The following is a 20,449-nucleotide window of genomic DNA, read 5'->3' as shown; positions in this document are numbered from 1 at the left end:
AAACTTGTTTATGAGTATTGAAGGGATTGAAAAATGAAAACAGTATTGTGGGGAGTTAATGATGTTGCCCAGTTCATCAAATTTGACGGTATCTATATGGACATATGCCATGTATATGAAAGAGGGAATATGACTATTGCTCAATATATATATGATAGAGTAATTGATGTATATTTTCAAGAAAAGTGTTAGTAGGAAAGTGCATAGATTATCATTTAGATGTCATCGTCAGATTTGAAAAGCTTGGATTCTCATTTTTTGTGGAAAAGGATAGATGAGTGAAGCAATGCAAGAAATAGACTATAAAAAAAGAATCTTATTCATATGTAATTATTACGCACCTGACTCCACAATAGCGGCTATCCGAACCACAAAGATAGTTAAGTATCTTCGTCAATATGGATATGAAGTGGATTTTCTTACTGTAAAAAATAGCAGTTTGTCATGTGATGAAACGCTCGCTAGGGAAGCAGAAAGTGTAAAAATTACATATACACAAAATTCAACAACATACGTGAAGCTTGAACGGCTTATTAAGAAAGCCTTGGAGCCTGCAAAGCAAAAACGTATGGCTGATCTTTCCAATAGGAATCGAGTAAATCCGAAAACCGGACATGTAGAGTTTTATCCATTTGAAACAGCATACCCAATTGTTGGAAGTGTAGAGTATATCATTAATATATTTAAACAAAAAGATTTGTTTCATGGAATTAAGAATTGGATTAAAAAGGCTGATTCATATGACTATATGATAACTTCATATGGGGATGCCTTTTGCTATTATGCAGGAAGGTATTATCACAAAATACATCCAGAGACAAAATGGATCTTCGATATAAGAGATTCTATATATAGATATAAGTTCACACCTAAATATGTTTGCTTTATTCCCAAAATGATTGAAAAGAAAGTGTGGAAGGAGGCAGACGCAATTGTAGGAGTTTCAAAGGGAATTTGTGGCAGAGTATCATCGAAATATAGAGATAAGGTGCATCTGATAACCAATGGATATGATTTGGCAGATAGATATGAAATTAAGGAAGAGAAGCTGCTTTCAAATAAGTTGGTGCTTACATTTACTGGTTCTATGTATGGAGGTATACAAGATTTAACGCCTTTGTTTAAGGCGTTACGGGAATTAATTGATGCAGGTGAAATAGATATAAACAATATAGAAGCACACTTTGCAGGAACGGCTTCAGCTTCAAAGGTGTTTGAAAGACAGTTGAGTGATTACAACCTTCAAACCATTTTACGTTCTCATGGGAAATTAGATAGATATGACACTCTTAAGCTTCAACAAAAATCTGATTTGCTTCTTTGCCCGGCATATGATTATGAGAATAATAGGGAGGGAATGATTACTGGAAAGTTTTTTGAATATATGTCAGCAAAGCGTCCGATTTTAACGATAGTGACAGGTGATATTAAGAAGAGTGAAATCGCTGAAATAACAAGAAAGTGTAATATAGGTGTAGCCTATGAACAAGCTCATCACGAGAGTGATTATGTGGGATTAAAACAATTTATTATGAACGCATATTTGGAAAAGAACGAAAAAGGTGTGGTGAGTTACAATCCCAATGGGTGTGAAATCAAAAAATATGATTACCGAAATTTAACTAAACATATGATTAAAGTATTTAATGACATTTCTCGGGAGGGAAAATAATATGAAATATGCATTGATAGGATGTGGAAGAATATCTCCAAATCATATAGCAGCGGCACAGGCAAATGAATTGGATTTTGTGGCAATGTGTGACATTGATGAATCCTGTATGGAAGACAAGGCATTAAAGTTTAAACTTGGTAATGAACTTAAGCGATACACAGATTACATTCAATTGCTTGAAACTGAAAAACCAGATCTGGTAGCAATTTGTACGGAGAGTGGAAAACATGCGGCTATCGCACTTGACTGTATAAAAAGAGGGGTAAATTGCATAATAGAAAAACCTATAGCGTTATCTATTAAAGATGCAGACGATATCATAAAAGCTGCCGTAAAAGAGCATGTCAAAGTATGTGCATGCCATCAAAACAGATTCAATAGATCAGTGCAGATTATTCGTGAAGCTATTGATATGAATAGGTTTGGACGTCTTTTCTATGGAACGGCTCATATACGCTGGTGCAGAGATCATGAATATTATGATCGTGCAGCTTGGAGAGGAACCTGGGAGCAGGATGGTGGGGCATTGATGAATCAATGTATCCATAATATTGACTTACTAAGATGGATGATGGGGAGTGATATTGTTGAAGTGGTAGGAATGACAGATCAGCTTAATCATCCATATATTCAAGCAGAGGATTTAGGAATAGCACTTATTAAGTTTAAGAATGGGAGCTACGGAATAGTGGAAGGAACAACTGATGTTTATCCGAAGAATTTGGAAGAAACGCTATACATATTTGGTGAAAAAGGGACAGTGAAAGCCGGCGGACAGTCCGTTAATGTGATTGAAGAGTGGAATTTTTCTGATATGCTTGATGACCCCGCAACAATTAAAGAAAGATTTCATGAGAATCCTCCTTCAGTTTACGGATTTGGACATAAACCATTGTATGCGGATGTTATTCACGCTATAAAGCAGGATAGACAGCCTTATGTTAATGCTGTTGAAGGAAAGAAAGCACTTGAGCTTGTTCTTGGAATCTATAAATCGGCAGCAACGGGAATGCCAGTGAAATTCCCGTTGGAAGAATGCGCAACAACTGATTTCATTGGAAGGTTTGGTAACTGAGAATGGAGTTCAGAGATCTCAAAAGACAATATGAATATTTAAAAAGTGATATTGATAAAAATATACAGAGTGTTATCAACAGCACTTCATTTATTGGCGGTGAAATGGTCAGTCATCTTGAGCATGATTTGGCAGCCTATGTGAATGTAAAGCATTGCATCACTTGTGCTAATGGAACGGATGCACTGCAGCTTGCTTTGATGGCATGGGGGATTAGTGAAGGTGATGCTGTTTTTTTGCCGGATTTTACATTCTTCTCAACAGGGGAGGTTGTATCGGCTGTTGGAGCAACACCGGTATTTGTAGATGTTAGGACAGATACTTTTAATATTGATATCAATTCCCTCGAAGAGCAGATTTTAAATGTTAAAGAGCAAGGAAAACTGAATCCGAGAGTCGTTATTCCTGTCGATTTGTTCGGACAACCTGCTGAGTATGATGAAATCAGAAGGGTTGCTGATAAAGAGGGATTGTTTGTACTTGAAGATGGAGCTCAGGGATTTGGTGGGAGAATAAACGACAAGAAGACATGTTCGTTTGGAGATATATCAACTACCAGTTTCTTCCCGGCAAAGCCTTTAGGATGCTATGGAGATGGCGGAGCGATTTTCACAGATAATGATGAATTGGCAGAGCTGTTACGATCATATAAGGTTCACGGAAAAGGAATAAATAAATACGATAATGTTCGAATTGGAATGAATTCAAGGCTGGATTCTATTCAGGCGGCGGTGCTATTGGCTAAACTTCCCGTGTTTATGGCAGAGGAAGTGGAGAATGCTAATAGTATTGCTTTTAAGTATAGTGAGGAATTAAAAGAGGTAGTGAACACACCAGTAGTGCTTAATCTCTATACATCCAGCTGGGCACAATATACTATTCAGCTGACGAACCAAGAAACAAGAGATGGATTACAGGAATATCTTAGCGAGTGTGGCATCCCATCCATGGTTTATTACCAGAAACCAATGCACAGGCAAGGTGCATTTGAGAAGAATGGATATGAGTGTAATGATGATATGTTCTCAAATACGAAACAATTGTGTGAGACCGTTTTAAGCCTTCCGTTCCATCCTTATATGCAGGATGACGAGATTGATATAGTATGTTGCAATGTTAAAAAGTATTTGAGTAGCGTATAGAGGCATAGATAGAGAATGGAAAACAACATATTTGTACATGAAAGTAGTTATTTGGATGAAAATGTTGAAATTGGAGAAGGTACAAAAATCTGGCATTTCTGTCATATACAGAAAGGGGCTAAAATTGGAAGCAACTGTAATATAGGCCAAAATGTAAACATATCTAATAGAGTAATTGTTGGAAATTGGGTAAAGATACAAAATAATGTCAGTTTATATGACGGTGTAGAGCTCGAAGATTATGTTTTTTGTGGTCCATCGTGTGTTTTTACAAATGATTTAACTCCAAGAGCGAAGTATCCAAAAGGAGAGGATCATTATAAAAAAACTTTGGTTAAAGAAGGAGCGAGTATTGGAGCAAATGCTACCATTGTTTGTGGTCATACGATTGGGAGATATGCTATGGTAGCTGCAGGTGCTGTTGTAACAAAAGATGTTCCAGATTATACATTAGTTGCAGGAGTACCTGCTAAGGAAATAGGATTAGTGTGCGAGTATGGATATAGGATCATAGATGAGGAGAAATGTAATAAGTGTAAACAATATAATAGATGTGTAGAAGCAAAAAAATTCTTTTGTATGTGATAGTATGGATGGTTCATCTATATATAAAATTCAACCACAAATCTACTTTAGGTATAGTTACATTTGAAATATAAAGTGCTTATTTCTTTGAATTAGTGGGTGAGGAAATTATTAAGAATGTATGTATCCATAGTTCTGTCATGGAAAATGACAATATTTGTGAAATAAAGTGAAAAGCTGAAAAGGAATAAAGATGAAGGATTGGATTATATATGGTTTGGGGAAACAGAAAAGAAGTTTAGCAATGTATTTAATTGAAAACTTCGGACATAGGATAAGATTTGCTGTGGATTCAGATCCGTCTAGGTGGGGCAAAATAAATGATAAAATCGAAGTAGTGTCCCCAGATATTTTGTCACAATATATTGACGATGATGGCATTTCTATTCTTATTTCAGTATTTAACTATGTAGATGATATAAAGAACAAACTAGAGATGATTGGATTTCCAGAGAGTAGGATTCATGTAGTTTCTCAAGACTCTTCGATTGTGGAAAGTATAGAATTCGAATTATATATGAGAAATGTTAACTTGGAGAATCCGATACCAAGGATATTAAATCTCGAGTTATCAGGATATTGCAATTGTAAATGCGTGTATTGTCCGTTTCATGGAAAATTAAATCTAAAAAAAGACCATAAAGGTTTTATGAATTGGGAAACCATAGATAGAATAATCGAGTTAATTTGTAAAATTGGTACGATAAAGACTATAGATACAACTGGACCAGGAGAAATATTCTTAAATAAGGAATGGTCAGAAATGCTTTCGAAGATATTGCAAAAGACAAATATTGATGAAGTAATAATATATACAAACGGAATGCTCTTAAACGACGAAAACATTTGTAAAATTACTAATTTGAATGTACCAAAAATTGTAGTGGAAATCTCATTGGACGGAAAGAATTCTGAAGAAAATGATAAATACAGAGTGGGTTCCAAATTTGATGTTGTTAAAAGAAATATAATGAAGGCTATTGAAGCATTTAAAGGACAAAATATAGAGCTAATTATCACAAATTGCTATCCTACAGAAAAAACATACATAGAAGAAAATAATTACGTAATTGATTCAAAATATAATGAGTTACCGGAGTATTTATTGAAAGAATTTAAAGGATGCAAAATAGCTAGTCAAAAAACTTTTTGGTATGGTAAGAAAATTGAATTAGAAGGATGGGAAATAATAGATGTTGAATGGCCTAAATCTAAAAGGTTTTGCTTGAATCTATTTGATAGAATAGCTATCGACTATAATGGATCTCTACTTAAATGTTCATGTGGTGTAGCTGGAATACATGGCATAGCAAGTATATATAAAGATGATATCCTCACTGTGTGGAAAAATAATAAAGAGATGAATAAAGCTAGAGAAAATTTTAGAAATTACAAGTTAGAGGATGATTTTTGTACAGGTTGTCCCGGAAAAGGTAAAGGAAAGTATGGAGTACTAATTAGGAGATAAAATGAAGAGGTGTATTATTTTTGGATGTGGCAATATTGGAAAGGACAATTTGTATTTAAAAATCACAGATACCTTTAACATTATAGCTTATTCAGATAATAATAAAGAGCTTTGGGGAAAGACCGTTCATGGAATAACAATTATTCCACCAAAAGATATTGTACATATTCAGAGAATGAAAGATACGTGCATTATTGTTGCAATAGATGATATTAGGAAAAGTATAGATATTATAGAACAGTTACAGCGAGAAGGAATAAGAGATATATCAGTTTGGAAGGGCGGATATTTGTATGAGTATAATAGAAGGGATGGTTTAAAACCATATGTTGGATATTACTCTCCATATATCTTAAGTACGGATACAATGAATATACTGTATGTGCAAAATGAGGCGTGTATTAGAACTCATAAAATAGCAAAAGGGATGAGTGATTGTGGATATAATGTATATTTGGCATATACATATAATACGCCTATTGAGCGATTTAAGGAGTATGCATCTGTTTATAAAAGAATTATTCCGATACATTCGAGCAATGATTTAATATCTCTAACAAACTCGTGTAATTTTGATTTAATCCATAGTTCGAATGAACCAGATTATCTGTCAGCGGCGTTAAACAAATCTAGTGTGGCGGTTGTGCATGATTGTCATGACTTAAGCAGTCTATATAAATCTATGACTCCTGAAGAATTGGTGATGGAGTATATAGCAAACAAATACTTGGATGGGGTCATATACTCCTCTAATGAAGTTAGAGAAATCGCACTAAAAATGTTCAAAAACGCATATGAAAGGACTTTTGTATTAGAAAATTTAATATCAAAAGAACTGAAGCCAAGTTGCAGGTTTGAAAAACTTAGTAGTAAGGATGGAAAATTACATGCTGTATATGAGGGTGGTGTTGTAAAAAACAAAGATAGCCATAGATTTTTCGAAGAAATATGGCAAAAAATTGCAAAATGTAATGTTAATATTCATTTTTATACTAATTGCGACTTTGAATATTGTAAATATTTAGAAAGCTTAAGTCCTTATATTCATTATGAAGGAAACATGACATCTAAAGATTTGGCTAATGAAATGAGTAGGTATGATGTGGGTTTATCCATATTGAATGTTACATTTGAAAATAAGAAATACTTAGAATCGAGCTTTCCAAATAAGATACAGGAATATATAAATGCAGGATTGCCGGTTGCAGTAGGAAACAACATACAAAGCCAAATCGATTTTGTTAAAAGATATCGTGTAGGTGATCTTATAGATTTTAATGATGATATCCATAGTCAATTGAGCAGGATTAGTAAGATTTGTATCGATGATGACAACTTAGAGAAGAATGGACTTGTTCTTGAAGTGAAAGTGAAGAAACTTGCTGATTTTTATAAGAATTGTATTAATTATAAACGGAATAAAACGAGGTAAGGTGTAAGCTTACAGAAGTTAAGATTGGTGTATTGACATATCCGATAAAACATAGAAAACACATATGATGTCCTGAGCCTATTAAAAGCTAAAGGCTATTCTGATGTAAAAGTATATGCTATCCCTATGACATATCAAAAAAAGAACTATCCTCTTGTAAGTCATCGCCCAGCGATGACTTACAATATCCTGGAAATAACTGATGTTTGTAAAAATTTGGGATATAAATACGAAGAAACAGATATTAATTGTGCGATTGTAGAGATTGATAGAATTTGTCTGATCGCAGGAGCAAATATTATTCCAAATGATTTTGTGCGTGAGCATACAATAATAAATTCACATCCGGGATATATACCGAACTGTAGAGGATTAGATTCGTTTAAGTGGGCTATCGTCGAAGATCAACCAATTGGTGCTACAACCCACATAGTTGGTGAATATGTTGATGCTGGATTGGTGATTGAGAGAAGAAAAATCCCAATATTGAAATATGACACATTTCATTCCGTGGCTCAGCGTGTATATGAGAATGAAATATCAATGTTGGTTGATGCGATTGAAAGATACAAACAACAAGAATGTATAAATATACTTCCAGGCGATTCTATCGTTCATAAAAGAATGCCGAAAGAAATAGAAGTGAATATATTTGATTTATTTCAAAAGTATAAAGATAAGCATCAAGAATAAAATGGTAAAGCTATGATATATAATAATATTTGCGAGCGGATTGGAGATTATTAATGATATTTAAACGAATAATTCTATTTGGTGCTGGTTATTATGGAAGATGTGCATTTCATCAGTTGAGTAATAAGTTTCATATAGCATACTTTGTTGATAATGATGATCGTATAGCCGGGAAATATGTTGAGGGTGTAGAAGTATTATCTTTTGAACAATTTAAGGAAATAAATATAAGCGATTATACAATTATTATTGTTTCAAAGGCATACCACGCAATTGGTTTGCAGCTTGGTTTTGTTGGTGTTAAAAATTATTATGTTATGTTGGAAGGTTTTTTATATCACACAGATGAAAATGTGACGATGATGCCTGTGGAATTGAACGAGATCTGCTTTTTTAAGAAAACGAATGATAGGAAAAGCATTTTATTTGTTCAAAATACACCGTGTATTAGGACCAATAAGATAGCTGAAATGATGAAGCATAAAGGATTTAGTGTATATCTTCTTTATACATTGATGTCACCTGAAGTTCTTTATCCAGAGTATGCTTCAATTTATGATGGCTTATTTTCCTTTTCTACAATGGATGCGATTTTAAGATTTGTAAATGGTTCGGACTTTGACATAATACATTGTTCGAATGAACCAGATATCTTAACAGTGATTCTTCAAAACTCCAATAAGCCAATAATACATGATTGTCATGATCTAAGTAGTGATTATCTTAGTATGTCAATAGAGTCACTTGATTTAGAGTTTATAGCTAATAGTTATAGCGATGGCGTAATTTATACAACAAAATTATTCAGAGATAAGGTTCTAAAAAAATATGATGTGAGTAAAGAGAGGACTTTTGTTCTTGAGAATTATATTGCAGATAACATGATTCCGTGTGAGCGACTACCAAAGATAAGTGAACAAGATGGGTGCATTCATTGTGTATACGAGGGAAGCGTTTCCAACGATCCTAGTAACCTGAGATATTTTAATGAGGTATGGAAAAAAATGGCCGAAAATGGCATTATAATTCATTTTTATTCAACTTCAACAGAAAGTATATGCAGGGAGCTTTCAGATGTACACAAGAATATAATTTATGAAGGAAAGCTCCCAACAAGAGAACTTATAAAGGAGATGACAAAATACGACATAGGATTATGTATTTATAATGTTACAGAAGATAATAGATTTATTATAGATTATGCATCTGTAAATAAGCTACAAGAATATATAGCCGCTGGCATACCGGTTGCTGCTAGCAATGTAGAATCACTGATAAGTGTGTTGACAAAACTTTCAGCAGGTCGTTATGTTGATTTTTCAAAAGATATTTTATCACAATTTAATGAAATCAAGGGCATTAAAGTTGAAGAAATGATTTTAAAGAAAAAAGGATTAACAATGGATAGCCAGGCTGAGGGATTAATAGATTTTTATAATAGCGTAATACAGAATTATAAAGTTTTACGAGGATAATTAGAATGAAAATTCTTATTCTAAAAACATCGGTTGATGCAACCTTTGATAATCTAATTGGTGATTTGTGTAATAAGAATCACAGAATTATATGTTTAGTACCTAGTAGCCATTATGCAAAATATAAAACAAAGTATAGTTATGTGAAGCTTATTGATATAAAAAATGAAGGATTCTATGACTTGCCAATAAGTGTAATGAAAAAATTGAAAAATCAAAAGTTTGATGAAGTATATATTACTCTTTCTGGGGTTGTAGGACACAATTACGGAAATGTGATAAGTATTCTTGAATTATTAAAGTTTAAGAAGGCATTTTTTTACAATTCAAATGGAGATAGAATCGAAATACCAAAGCAGAATTTGCTGTTTGATTTTTTGTGTGGATTTTATATCTGTTTATTAAACAAAATATGCTGATGAGGAAAAAACGTATAAATGTGTGGTATAGCTGGATTTTTTTCTAAGAATAATGTAAATAAGCCAGATAAGGATAAGCTCAAAATAATGACTGATTTACTTGCACATCGTGGACCAGATGCAGAAGGTCAATGGTGTGATGGATTAGTTGGATTAGGGCACAGAAGACTTTCTATTATTGATTTAAATGAACAAAGTAATCAGCCTATGCTTAGTCATGATGGGCGGTTTGTGATTACTTATAATGGGGAAGTTTACAATTATAAAGAGTTGCGAGTAGAACTCGAAGAGCATGGGGCAGTATTTAATACTGAAAGTGATACAGAAGTCATAATAGAGTCCTACCGCTACTGGGGTAGAAACGCATTCAACAAATTGAATGGTATGTGGGCATTTTGTTTATATGATGTCGAAAAGAAAGAATTGGTTTTATGTAGAGATAGATTTGGCATTAAACCTTTATTTTATATAGACCGTGAAGATGTATTTGCATTTTCATCAGAAGCGAAGGCTATTTTAGGACTGTTGCCTGATGAAAAAATACCAAATGAAACATGTATATATAGGTATTTGGCTGGTACACTTAATGAAGATGTAGATGAAAAGAGCTTTTATAAGAATATAAAGATTTTTCCGGCTGCGCATTATATGACGATAGACGCGCAGAATGGGGAAAGTAGTATTAAACCTTATTGGGAAGTTGATGAGAAAAAGTTCAGACATAAATGGATAAAGGGAAAAAACCCTATAAAGACGTTCAAAAAGCTTTTTGAGAACTCTGTTGAATTAAGATTAAGAGCAGATGTTGAGGTTGGTGCATGTCTATCAGGAGGTATTGATTCGAGTGCAATCGTTGGATGCGCTTCTAAGAAGTATGGAAGGAAGATGCATACTTTTTCGTCTATATATGAAGATCCGGATTGTAATGAAGAAAGATACATTACGGATGTTAATAAAAAGTGGAATACTAAGGCTCATTTTATAAAACCTGATGAATACGAGAATGATTTTGTTGAATATGTTAAGAAAATCACATATCATCACGATCAACCCTTTACAGGAGCATCTTTGTTTTCACAATATATGGTCATGAATTCAATATCTGGTAATGTTAAGGTTGTGTTGGATGGACAAGGAGCAGATGAACTTTTTGCCGGATATATTCCGTATTATTCGCATTACATATATGATCTATTGGATAAAGGGACATTGTGTGCAAGGTTAAAGGCAATTAGGCTTTTAACAGTTGTAAACAAATACTGGCACGATATTATTGGAGCGATAAGTACTGATTCAATAGTGAGGTTGGTAGGGATAAAAAACAGCTTTCGTTTTCAAAATAATCAAAGAATTGCTGAGCTTAGAATTAAACGTACATCAAAAATGTTCACAGATTCTTTCATGGGAAGAGTACATGAAGATTATAGTAGAAAAGATATAAAATTATCTTCAAAGCTCAATACTAGATTATGCAATGATGTTATAAATAAGTCAATTCCTGCATTGCTACATAATGAAGATGGAAATTCTATGGCGTTTTCCATAGAGTCAAGGGTTCCATTTTTAGATTATCGTATAGTTGAGTTTGCAATGGCATTGGATGGGAAGTACAAAATTAGAGATTCATGGACAAAATGGATAGTCAGAAAGGCATGTAGGGAGTATCTGCCTAATTCTGTATACAAAAGGAAAAATAAGATGGGATTCCCGGCTCCTTTTTCTAGATGGCTTCGGCAAGGAAAAAGTAAAGAGGAAATAAAAAAAATCATTTATGAGTTTTCTGAGAGAGGTATTGTTCCAAAAGACACGGTATTGAGTATTTATAATTCTCACATGAAGGGGGAAGGCGATTATTCCACTATTTTGTTTAGGATGTTTAATCTTCAACTTTGGCTCGTTATGAATGATATGAAGGAGAATTATTCTAATGCATGAAAAAAAGATAGTTACCGTTGTAGGGGCAAGGCCACAGTTTATAAAGGCAGCAATGGTATCAAAAACCTTAAGAATTCATAATAATGAAATTCTGCTGCATACTGGACAGCATTATGACTATAATATGTCAAAGTTGTTTTTTGAAGAGATGGAAATTCCTGAACCAGATTATAACCTTGGCATTTCAGGTGGTTCTCACGCGCGTATGACGGGTGAAATGATGATTGCCATAGAAGAGGTACTGTTAAAGGAGAAACCAGATGGGGTTCTTGTTTATGGCGACACCAATTCAACGCTTGCAGGTGCGCTTTCCGCTACAAAACTTCATATTCCGGTTTACCATGTAGAAGCCGGAACAAGAACACATTGTAGAACAAATCCTGAGGAAATTAACAGGATATGTACAGATCATATTTCTAGTGTTTTATTTGCCTGTACGGATCTTAACATGAAAGAACTAATTAATGAAGGACTAGAGAAGAGTTCCATTATAAGTGGAGACTTGATGTTTGATGCTTATTGCCATTATTCAGGTTATAAAAGAATAAGTGATTTGCAGTTTCCAAAATTGAGCGGGGGATATACATCAGTTAATGAAGATGAGTATTATTATCTCACATGCCATCGAGAAGAAAATACGAAAGATGATGATTGTCTACTTAATATTTTAAAAGCAATGAATAGTTTGAGTTATAATACGATTTATCCTGTTCATCCGCGAAATAAAGAAAGAGCCGAACGGCTTGTCAGAGAGAATCGATTGGAAAGAATAATACTTATTGAACCCGTAGGATATATAGAAAGTCTTGCTCTGTTAAATGGCTGCAAGGCTGTAGTTACTGATTCTGGAGGACTGCAAAGAGAAGCTTTTTTTGCAGAGAAGAAGTGTGTAACTGTTTTGAATTTTGCTGTGTGGCCAGAAACTCTAGTTGATGGGAGAAATTCATTAGCTAGTCCTGAGAATATAGTTGATAGGCTGTTTGAAAAACAAAAGATCAATAAAGGATACCTACCTTTTGGTGATGGTAAGGCATCAGTGAAAATAGTGGACGAAATTAATAGGTTTGAATTGTAGTTATAATTAGAGCCATATGATTATATGTCGGGCAATCTGAATATTAAGGATCATATTAATTCATGGGTTCATTGTTTTTATGGGGATGGCTTGATGATGTGAGCAGTAAAGTAAAACAGAAGACTGTATAGGAATACAATGATTTATATAAATCATGATGGATAGAGGAATAAAGCGATGTCTTTATATGAGAATATTGTTGGAAAAAAAGAGAAGATTGCAGTTGTGGGGCTCGGATATGTAGGGATGCCTATTGCACATTCTTTTGCAAAAAAAGTGAATGTGATTGGGTTTGATCTTAATCATGAAAAAATTAATCTTTATAAGTCAGGAATTGATCCGACAAATGAAGTTGGGGATGATGAAATCAAAAAGACGGGGATTGATTTTACATTTGATGAAAAGAGGCTTAAGGAAGCTAAGTTTCATATAATTGCTGTGCCAACGCCTGTTAATGCAGATCATACTCCAAATCTGTCACCAGTTATAGGAGCAAGTGAGATTGTCGGTCGTAATCTGAGCAGAGGGTCGATAGTGGTTTATGAATCTACAGTATATCCCGGTGTTACAGAGGATGTGTGCGTACCGATTTTAGAAAAAGAATCCGGCTTAAAGTGTGGCATTGATTTTAAGGTGGGATACTCACCTGAGAGAATAAATCCAGGCGACAAGGAACACAGACTTGAGAATATTAAGAAGATAGTTTCTGGTATGGATGGTGAGTCTACTGAAATCATTAAGAACATCTATGATTTGGTGATTGAGGTTGGTACATATCCCGTTTCGAATATAAAAACAGCAGAGGCAATAAAGGTAGTGGAAAACAGCCAGAGGGATATAAACATTGCTTTTATGAATGAATTGGCGATGGTATTCGATCGCATGGGTATTGATACCAATGAAGTAGTTGATGGAATGAATACAAAATGGAATGCGCTCAGATTCCGTCCTGGCTTGGTCGGTGGTCATTGCATTGGAGTGGATCCCTACTATTTTACATATGAGGCTGAAAAATTGGGATATCACAGCCAAATAATATTAAATGGACGAATCGTTAATGATTCTATGGGAGCTTATGTTGCTGATGCAGCAGTGCAGAAGATGATCGAGGCAGGGCAAGCACCAAGGAAATCCAAGGTGGTTATTTTGGGACTGACATTTAAGGAAAATTGCCCCGATATTAGAAACAGCAAGGTTTATGATATTGTAAAGAGATTTGTTGATTATAAGATCATTCCTGATGTTGTTGACCCTTGGGCGAACAAAGTCGAAGCCATGAGGGAGTATGGTATAAAGCTTAAGGAGCCATCTGAAATCGAGGATGCTGACTGTATAATAGTTGCTGTGGGACATAAAGATTTTAAGGATATCGGATTAAATGGAGTGATGAAAATGTTTAGGAATGACATGTCAGCTGAAAGAGTGCTATTAGATGTGAAGGGGCTTTATAGTGTTCAGGATTTGGAACATAGTGGATTAGTTTGGTGGAGACTGTGATAGACAATAGTCTTTTTTACAACATGATTGGAATAACTGTGATGCTCAGGTTTTGTATTTTTGAAATTATATTTGGAACATATCAATGAAATTGCAGAGATACTTGAAACAAGCCCTAGTTATCTGCCTTGTGGAGTAGATAATTGTGGTGAACCTTTATCAGATGCACAAAAGGCTGCTGATAAAGGAATGTACAAATGCTGGTTGTTGGACAATGGAGTTCTTATATTCTAGACGCATGAAAAGGAAGGAGGAGGGGGGACGAATTGGTTTCAGTAAGAATGAAATCGATAAAAAACCACAGTCTTAGATGAATAATATTTGTACAATATTTAAGAAAATGGCTGACCGAATAAAGGTAAGAAGTAGTAAGATTGTTCTTTTTGGATCTGGAGTTCTCGGTCAGGTGACAATGCCACAGGTTTTGAAGGAATATGGTTTATTAGACCAGGTTAGCTGCTATATAGATAATGATAGTTCTAAGTGGGGAACAAGAATCAATATCTTCGACAGAAAAATACTTATACTTAGTCCAGAGGTTCTGAATAATTATGATAGTAATACGGTTATTCTTCTTAACATTAGTAGATTCTCAAGTGTATTAGAACAACTTGAGTCTATGAAATGTACAAAAGATATGGATTGTTATATTACAGGGATGATGTGCATCCACAACTTTTGTTTAGCACCTTCTGGTGGCAGTCCGGTATTGAGTAATTATCAGATTATTCCGAAGAAACTTCATTATATGTGGTTGGGAAAGAAGGAGATGCCAGAAAATTTAAAGCTTTGCATTGAATCTTGGAGAAAGTACTGCCCTGATTATGAGATAATAGAATGGAATGAAGATAATTATGATTTCAATAAGCATCCATATATGAGAGAGGCTTACTCTGCCGGTGCGTATGGATTTGTTCCGGATTATGCAAGGCTTGATATCCTATTTAATGAAGGTGGGATATATTTAGACACAGATGTTGAGTTGAAGAGGAATATTGATCCACTACTATTTCAGGATGCCTTTTGTGGAGTGGAAAAATGGCAGGTTATTAATTTTGGAGGATGTAGTGGTGCTGTGAAGGGAAACAAAGCTATTAGAAGATTCTTGTATGCACGCGAGAATCTGCATTTCATCGATAAAGATGGAAAGCAAAACAGAAATACATGCGGATTTTATGATACTAAAGTTGCAATAGATATGGGGTATAAGCTTGATGGAACAACGCAGAATGTTCAAGGAATGAATATATATGCATCTGATTATTTCCAACCATATGATTATATGTCGGGAAATATAAACATAACAGATCATACATATTCAGTTCATTGGTTTAATGGAGGATGGCTTGATGAGGAAAGCAGAATGGCGAACCAAAAGACTGCCCAAGAGTACAATGATTTATATAAATCATGCTTGTTAGTGTAATAAAGCGATGTAATTATGTGAGGATTTTGTCAAAAAAAGGAATATACTTTAAATATTTCAAAAAGCATATAAAAAAGTGTACTTTTTACAAGGCGTTTAACGTCTTTTTTTGTACCAAAACGGGAAATAGATGAATACTAAACCAAAAGTATCAGTAATCATAGCCACACACAACAATTCAGAAACCATAAGGGAATGTATAGACATTATCTGGAGCAGGTCATTTTCTGAGATTGAAGTGATTGTAGTAGATGTCAATTCCACCGATGGTACAAAGGATGTTTTATCAGAGATTACAGCAGAGGATCATCAGATTACATACCTTGCAGACAGCATAGTCAGTATGGGACATGCAAGAGCACCATATATTATCTTTGCAGAACCGGAGGGATATTTTTCAAGTGATGCCATCGAATACATGTTTCTTGAACTTGATGATTCTCCCAATGCAGATATGTTCACCTTCGATACGGACTGTTTGGGTTCTGATTCATTTGGAAGGACTTGTGAAGATAAAAGAACTTCCATCTGAGATGCTAACCGCAAGGATTGAATAGGGAATGGCTCATGGATGAAATGTCGCGGGATTTGGCGTCACTTCGACTGCTTCTTGAAATGACAATAGATGAGATGAGCAACCTGCTCGGGGTATCCGGGAATACTTATAAGAATTTGGAATCAGGCAAGAGGGAGAACAGCAGGAATCAGTACATGGCGTTGCTTTTTGTTTTCATTATAACGATAGAACTTCTCCCGTTACGGATACACTTGGGCTGTTTCCGGAGCCTTTGAAGGTCAGAATGAAGAAAGGAACCAACTCGATATATGGCTGATATGGCATTGCAGGAATTAAATACAATAGACCGTGATACTTTGATGGAGCGCATGGCGAAAGATAGGGCAGTGTAATTAATGGCAAGAAAAGGTGAGAACATTTACAAAAGATCAGACGGTCGTTATGAGGCGAGATATATCACTTGCAGAGATGATAGCGGAAAGGCTGTTTATAAGTCTGTCTATGGCCGCAGCAAGGCTGAAGTCAGGGAAAAGGTGGAGAATGCTAGGCGTGAGATTTATGGCGAAGCATCACCTCTAAAAGGCAAGACTTTTAAGCAGGTGGCTGAAGAGTATCTAGAGGATGCCAAAAGCACGATTGCGAGCACTACATATGACAGGTATCTTGATGCGCTTGAACGTGACATTTACCCTGAATATGCCGATACCCCAATGTCTGATGTAACGTCTGCTGAGATAAAAAGATTCCTTAAAGTTGCCACTGAGTCGGCATCCAGGCGTGGGCGCTCACTGACTAAGAGCGGTCTTATGGTGATTAAAGCCGTCATGAGCAATGTGATTAATTACGCCAATGCTGCCGTGGGCTTTGAAAAAGCTGAAATCAACTGGGACAGGACATCATACGAAGAACTTACGGCACAGGAGATAGAGATGCTATGCTTCAAGGCAAAGCATAACCATTGCCCGGAACTGCTTGCGGCGCTGCTTTCGCTGTTTTGTGGTATGAGGACTGGGGAACTATGCGCATTGAAGAGTGAGGACGTAGATTCATTAAGGAATGAGATATATATTCACGAAACGGCACATAGGGTGCGAAATCCCAAAAGAGGTGAAGATGGAGAAAACAGAACAATTATCATCGTTGAGGAAATTCCGAGAAAGAAACAGATCAGAAGGGTATCATATCCTTCGGTATTAAACGACTATATTGACGAGTTCAGGATGCCAGGAAAGCCGCTTATCAGGAACAGCAGTAACGAGCAGACAGATCCAAGGACTCTAGAGAACTGGCTGAAGCGTATCATGAGCGTATTTCGGATGAAAGAGATTGTCTTTGAACGTTTGCGTAAAACCTATATGAAGGGTAAGGCTGATGAGCAGGTGCTTAATTATTTTTTCCTAGGGATACGTCCTGATTCTCCTTATGCCAATCGTGTTGATGTGAAGTGGCTGACGGAAGAATTGAGTAGGGATCTGACATCACTGAGATTATTGATTGGTCTGTCTCTGGAAGAAGCGGCGGATATCCTCGGTGTGTCCGTCGGGATGTATCGGCAGCTGGAGAATGGGAGCAGGATAGCTACATGGGATCAGTATATGTCGATTCTCTTTTTTTATCATTATAATATGCGGACAACAGAGATCGTGTCTAATCTGGGACTGTACCCGGATTCGTTGAAGGAAAAGATCAGGATAGGCGAGGTGTAGATGGCGGCAGATGTTTTGGACGAACTGAAATTACTGGACAGGGAAGCCCTGATGGAGCGGATGGCGGCAGAGCTGCCGGCTATACGTGAGAAGCTGAAAGTATCACAGGAAGCCCTTGCGGAAAAGACCGGTGTTGATGCGGCGAAGATCAAGGCGGCTGAGAGCGGGAAGCGTCCTTTCAAATGGAGCGAGTACATGTCCATCCTCTTTGTAATCTGGAACAATGACATAGGGAAGGGAATGCTGGATGCTAGGGGGCTGTTCCCAGATGTGTTGAAAAAGGCGATGTCCGTGAACAGAAATGCTCATGCACCGGAAAATGAAGTGATGTAATTGTTAATTCTGATAGGCATATTTTAGTCGCTGAGACTGATATGCCTTATTCTGATGTGCTTAAGATTTTGATCCTTTCTGATAAAATCTGCAAGGCAGGCAATGAACTTGTTGGTCTTATGAGAAAGAATTATGGTCAGCTTTTTCGAACAAAGAGGTATCGCAAACTATTATCCCTATATGGTAATACAGGAGATAAAGCTAAACGCAAAATTCGTGCGGATATTGGCACTCAGACAATTGCCTACACTTTCCGAATAACTACAGGGCTTCGCAGTATGACCATACAGCAGATGTTTATATAAAAAAGAAGCTGTCCGACAGATTGTTTAAACTACATGATGGTACTGAAGTACAGAGAGATTGGTATTCATCGTTCTTACTATCGCTTTAAAAATACACATAAAATAAAGATTGTGTAACTTTTTCTCTATGTATTTACCAGCATACTTTTTGATTATATCATTACTAAAAAGATACACAAGTGTGTATTATCTGTAGGAGAAATAATGCTATGAAAGTAATGATTATTAACGGTAGTTCTAGAACAAACGGGATAACAGCAACTGCTCTGCATATGATAGAAAACGTGCTTGTAGAAAGTGGAGCCCATGTTGAGTTTATAGATTTATGTAAGATACAGATGAAACATTGTATAGGGCGTTGCTCTTGTTACAAAACAGGTTTTTGCCACATAGATGATGATGTCGATAAGGTGATTCAAAAAATCTCTAATGCGGATGGTATTGTTTTGGGGTCTCCGACGTATGCTAGTAATGTTTCAGGGTTGGTGAAAGATTTCTGGTCATGCTCTTATCAAAGTTCCTTTTAATGATGTTAATGCAGTAAAAAAATGATGCAAAGAAATAGTCATATTTAATAAGTCGAATAGATATTGCCGATTAATTCGTATACAAGTGAATAGAAACTGCAAATATACCGATAAACAACTTGAGGCGGAATTTAAGATTTGTGAGGTATATTAGCATGGAAAAAAACGTTTTTGACGCATATACAATAAAAAATCAAAGCAAGATTATAACTGTTCCTGCAAATGTTAAGATTTTGGCCGAGGGCGAAGTGAATCTTGACATGTATAAAGTGGTCTCAGGTCATGTGGAAATGTATACCGGATATGGAACAAAATACGAAGTTCTCATAGGAATACTAGGGCCTGGTATGTGTTTTGGTGAGTTTGGGATACTTCTTCATAAGCCTGCTATTTATACGATAATTACATTCGATGAAGTTAGGCTTTTACGAGTGACAGAAGGAGCGCTTGGAAATTTTGTTCAAGAGAATCAGGATTACATCATACATATAATGCGTAATATGGCGAATATGATGATGGCTATGACTCATAACGTTGTCCAGCTTAGTAGTGAAGTGGAGAAGATTAATGATAAGGAAGAGTTAAATGAAGCGGTAAAGAAATCACCAGACATTAAGAAAGAAGAAACGAAACGTGCTGTTAAAAAGCAAGATGAAATGATATCACAGGAGAAACTTCGTGATGAGATAAAGAAGGTATTGAGAGAATATACACGAGGTTATAGATATGACTTTTTCGGTAGATATTTAGAGTGACACAACACAGGTTCTTGATTTTCCAAGTGAAAACAAGAACCTGTGTTTTTATGTAGAAAGGTTATGTGACATTATAAAAATCAAAGAATCGGTGTAGTTTTTAGAGCGTGTGAAAGTTTTTCTGTAAATATCGCGATGAGATTATTATGGTAAACATCTTTGAGTGAGGAGGAGTGGACTATGTTGAAAGACTTTTATGATGATAAGACCGAATCAATAGTAAAACTGGAGCATTTTTATGGAGAACAAAAGCATCTGGTTAATAAGTGCCTGATTATTTTTTCAAAAGTTATCCATGATTATCTCTTGGAAGAATATGAGATCAAGGGGCGTGTTTAATTAACTGATGATATAGAATAGAATGGAAAGGTGAGGGGAAATGAAATGAGTTTTAAGGAGCTTCACGATG

The 20,449-nt window shown here is 35.5% G+C and carries 22 protein-coding genes; all 22 read left to right on the top strand.

The window, feature by feature from the left end; translation table 11 throughout:
* The first annotated feature begins 33 nt into the window (after positions 1-33).
* The 22 genes from G634_RS21070 to G634_RS21060 all read left to right on the top strand — a co-directional run bounded on the left by G634_RS21070 (position 34) and on the right by G634_RS21060 (position 20,379).
* Positions 34-192: a hypothetical protein gene (locus G634_RS21070; protein ID WP_155830486.1), complete on the top strand. Its 159-nt coding sequence runs from the start codon at positions 34-36 to the stop codon at positions 190-192.
* 82 nt (positions 193-274) lie between these two features.
* The gene (locus tag G634_RS0101515; RefSeq protein WP_026503807.1) at positions 275-1,672 is read left to right on the top strand and encodes a hypothetical protein; all 1,398 of its coding nucleotides are present in this window, start codon (positions 275-277) and stop codon (positions 1,670-1,672) included.
* A 1-nt stretch (position 1,673) separates the two neighbouring features.
* Positions 1,674-2,750: a Gfo/Idh/MocA family protein gene (locus G634_RS0101510; RefSeq protein ID WP_026503806.1), complete on the top strand. Its 1,077-nt coding sequence runs from the start codon at positions 1,674-1,676 to the stop codon at positions 2,748-2,750.
* A gap of 2 nt (positions 2,751-2,752) precedes the next feature.
* Positions 2,753-3,892 (top strand): DegT/DnrJ/EryC1/StrS family aminotransferase, encoded by a 1,140-nt coding sequence (locus tag G634_RS0101505; RefSeq protein ID WP_026503805.1) that lies wholly within the window; start codon positions 2,753-2,755, stop codon positions 3,890-3,892.
* A 15-nt stretch (positions 3,893-3,907) separates the two neighbouring features.
* Positions 3,908-4,477 (top strand): acyltransferase, encoded by a 570-nt coding sequence (locus G634_RS0101500; RefSeq protein ID WP_026503804.1) that lies wholly within the window; start codon positions 3,908-3,910, stop codon positions 4,475-4,477.
* Positions 4,478-4,670: 193 nt separating this feature from the next.
* Positions 4,671-5,945: a radical SAM/SPASM domain-containing protein gene (locus G634_RS0101495; protein ID WP_026503803.1), complete on the top strand. Its 1,275-nt coding sequence runs from the start codon at positions 4,671-4,673 to the stop codon at positions 5,943-5,945.
* A gap of 1 nt (position 5,946) precedes the next feature.
* Entirely contained in the window at positions 5,947-7,377 is a 1,431-nt protein-coding gene (locus tag G634_RS0101490; RefSeq protein ID WP_026503802.1) for a hypothetical protein, read from the top strand.
* A 126-nt stretch (positions 7,378-7,503) separates the two neighbouring features.
* Complete coding sequence (locus tag G634_RS20005) at positions 7,504-8,070, top strand: formyltransferase family protein (RefSeq protein ID WP_196805269.1); 567 nt, start codon at positions 7,504-7,506, stop codon at positions 8,068-8,070.
* A 53-nt stretch (positions 8,071-8,123) separates the two neighbouring features.
* Positions 8,124-9,545, top strand: coding sequence for a glycosyltransferase (locus G634_RS0101480; protein ID WP_026503801.1), 1,422 nt, complete (start codon positions 8,124-8,126; stop codon positions 9,543-9,545).
* 5 nt (positions 9,546-9,550) lie between these two features.
* Positions 9,551-9,964 carry a hypothetical protein gene (locus G634_RS0101475; RefSeq protein WP_026503800.1) on the top strand — a complete coding sequence of 138 codons (414 nt, stop codon included), beginning with the start codon at positions 9,551-9,553 and terminating at the stop codon, positions 9,962-9,964.
* Positions 9,965-9,982: 18 nt separating this feature from the next.
* Positions 9,983-11,899 carry an asparagine synthase (glutamine-hydrolyzing) gene (gene asnB, locus G634_RS0101470; RefSeq protein ID WP_026503799.1) on the top strand — a complete coding sequence of 639 codons (1,917 nt, stop codon included), beginning with the start codon at positions 9,983-9,985 and terminating at the stop codon, positions 11,897-11,899.
* Positions 11,892-12,974 carry a non-hydrolyzing UDP-N-acetylglucosamine 2-epimerase gene (wecB, locus tag G634_RS0101465; RefSeq protein WP_035798488.1) on the top strand — a complete coding sequence of 361 codons (1,083 nt, stop codon included), beginning with the start codon at positions 11,892-11,894 and terminating at the stop codon, positions 12,972-12,974. Before asnB ends, wecB begins: the two co-directional genes overlap by 8 nt.
* Positions 12,975-13,151: 177 nt before the next feature.
* Entirely contained in the window at positions 13,152-14,471 is a 1,320-nt protein-coding gene (locus tag G634_RS0101460) for a nucleotide sugar dehydrogenase (protein ID WP_026503797.1), read from the top strand.
* A 60-nt stretch (positions 14,472-14,531) separates the two neighbouring features.
* Positions 14,532-14,705: a hypothetical protein gene (locus G634_RS21065; protein ID WP_155830485.1), complete on the top strand. Its 174-nt coding sequence runs from the start codon at positions 14,532-14,534 to the stop codon at positions 14,703-14,705.
* Between the two features lie 76 nt (positions 14,706-14,781).
* On the top strand, positions 14,782-15,897 hold the full coding sequence (locus G634_RS20000; protein WP_026503796.1) for a glycosyltransferase family 32 protein: 1,116 nt from the start codon (positions 14,782-14,784) through the stop codon (positions 15,895-15,897).
* 130 nt (positions 15,898-16,027) lie between these two features.
* Positions 16,028-16,429 (top strand): glycosyltransferase family 2 protein, encoded by a 402-nt coding sequence (locus tag G634_RS0101445; RefSeq protein ID WP_026503795.1) that lies wholly within the window; start codon positions 16,028-16,030, stop codon positions 16,427-16,429.
* 380 nt (positions 16,430-16,809) lie between these two features.
* Positions 16,810-18,120, top strand: a complete 1,311-nt coding sequence (locus tag G634_RS0101440) for a phage integrase central domain-containing protein (protein WP_026503794.1) — start codon at positions 16,810-16,812, stop codon at positions 18,118-18,120.
* Complete coding sequence (locus tag G634_RS0101435) at positions 18,121-18,453, top strand: helix-turn-helix domain-containing protein (protein WP_026503793.1); 333 nt, start codon at positions 18,121-18,123, stop codon at positions 18,451-18,453.
* Positions 18,454-18,494: 41 nt separating this feature from the next.
* Positions 18,495-18,758: a hypothetical protein gene (locus tag G634_RS0101430; RefSeq protein ID WP_026503792.1), complete on the top strand. Its 264-nt coding sequence runs from the start codon at positions 18,495-18,497 to the stop codon at positions 18,756-18,758.
* Positions 18,759-18,967: 209 nt separating this feature from the next.
* Positions 18,968-19,285, top strand: a complete 318-nt coding sequence (locus G634_RS17550; protein WP_051233618.1) for a flavodoxin family protein — start codon at positions 18,968-18,970, stop codon at positions 19,283-19,285.
* A 155-nt stretch (positions 19,286-19,440) separates the two neighbouring features.
* A complete protein-coding gene (locus tag G634_RS0101420) occupies positions 19,441-20,040 on the top strand; it encodes a cyclic nucleotide-binding domain-containing protein (protein WP_026503791.1) in 600 nt (199 codons plus the stop codon).
* Positions 20,041-20,220: 180 nt separating this feature from the next.
* Complete coding sequence (locus G634_RS21060; RefSeq protein WP_155830484.1) at positions 20,221-20,379, top strand: hypothetical protein; 159 nt, start codon at positions 20,221-20,223, stop codon at positions 20,377-20,379.
* Positions 20,380-20,449: the final 70 nt, after the last annotated feature.

Origin of the sequence: Butyrivibrio sp. NC3005 (genome assembly GCF_000424545.1) — a bacterium.
Lineage (GTDB): Bacteria > Bacillota > Clostridia > Lachnospirales > Lachnospiraceae > Butyrivibrio.
The sequence above is the reverse complement of the archived record's forward strand: the minus strand, read 5'-3'. Positions and strand labels throughout refer to the sequence as shown.

What these genes read in the sequence shown, in the direction of transcription:
- G634_RS20000 (WP_026503796.1), top strand. Translation starts at nt 14,782, where the DNA reads ATGAATAATATTTGTACAATATTTAAGAAAATGGCTGACCGAATAAAG.
- G634_RS0101505 (WP_026503805.1), top strand. Translation starts at nt 2,753, where the DNA reads ATGGAGTTCAGAGATCTCAAAAGACAATATGAATATTTAAAAAGTGAT.
- wecB (WP_035798488.1), top strand. Translation starts at nt 11,892, where the DNA reads ATGCATGAAAAAAAGATAGTTACCGTTGTAGGGGCAAGGCCACAGTTT.
- G634_RS0101460 (WP_026503797.1), top strand. Translation starts at nt 13,152, where the DNA reads ATGTCTTTATATGAGAATATTGTTGGAAAAAAAGAGAAGATTGCAGTT.
- G634_RS21060 (WP_155830484.1), top strand. Translation starts at nt 20,221, where the DNA reads ATGTTGAAAGACTTTTATGATGATAAGACCGAATCAATAGTAAAACTG.
- asnB (WP_026503799.1), top strand. Translation starts at nt 9,983, where the DNA reads ATGTGTGGTATAGCTGGATTTTTTTCTAAGAATAATGTAAATAAGCCA.
- G634_RS21070 (WP_155830486.1), top strand. Translation starts at nt 34, where the DNA reads ATGAAAACAGTATTGTGGGGAGTTAATGATGTTGCCCAGTTCATCAAA.
- G634_RS20005 (WP_196805269.1), top strand. Translation starts at nt 7,504, where the DNA reads ATGACATATCAAAAAAAGAACTATCCTCTTGTAAGTCATCGCCCAGCG.
- G634_RS0101480 (WP_026503801.1), top strand. Translation starts at nt 8,124, where the DNA reads ATGATATTTAAACGAATAATTCTATTTGGTGCTGGTTATTATGGAAGA.
- G634_RS17550 (WP_051233618.1), top strand. Translation starts at nt 18,968, where the DNA reads ATGAAAGTAATGATTATTAACGGTAGTTCTAGAACAAACGGGATAACA.
- G634_RS0101445 (WP_026503795.1), top strand. Translation starts at nt 16,028, where the DNA reads ATGAATACTAAACCAAAAGTATCAGTAATCATAGCCACACACAACAAT.
- G634_RS0101495 (WP_026503803.1), top strand. Translation starts at nt 4,671, where the DNA reads ATGAAGGATTGGATTATATATGGTTTGGGGAAACAGAAAAGAAGTTTA.
- G634_RS0101430 (WP_026503792.1), top strand. Translation starts at nt 18,495, where the DNA reads ATGCCTTATTCTGATGTGCTTAAGATTTTGATCCTTTCTGATAAAATC.
- G634_RS0101510 (WP_026503806.1), top strand. Translation starts at nt 1,674, where the DNA reads ATGAAATATGCATTGATAGGATGTGGAAGAATATCTCCAAATCATATA.
- G634_RS0101420 (WP_026503791.1), top strand. Translation starts at nt 19,441, where the DNA reads ATGGAAAAAAACGTTTTTGACGCATATACAATAAAAAATCAAAGCAAG.
- G634_RS0101500 (WP_026503804.1), top strand. Translation starts at nt 3,908, where the DNA reads ATGGAAAACAACATATTTGTACATGAAAGTAGTTATTTGGATGAAAAT.
- G634_RS0101475 (WP_026503800.1), top strand. Translation starts at nt 9,551, where the DNA reads ATGAAAATTCTTATTCTAAAAACATCGGTTGATGCAACCTTTGATAAT.
- G634_RS0101440 (WP_026503794.1), top strand. Translation starts at nt 16,810, where the DNA reads ATGGCAAGAAAAGGTGAGAACATTTACAAAAGATCAGACGGTCGTTAT.
- G634_RS0101515 (WP_026503807.1), top strand. Translation starts at nt 275, where the DNA reads ATGAGTGAAGCAATGCAAGAAATAGACTATAAAAAAAGAATCTTATTC.
- G634_RS0101435 (WP_026503793.1), top strand. Translation starts at nt 18,121, where the DNA reads ATGGCGGCAGATGTTTTGGACGAACTGAAATTACTGGACAGGGAAGCC.
- G634_RS0101490 (WP_026503802.1), top strand. Translation starts at nt 5,947, where the DNA reads ATGAAGAGGTGTATTATTTTTGGATGTGGCAATATTGGAAAGGACAAT.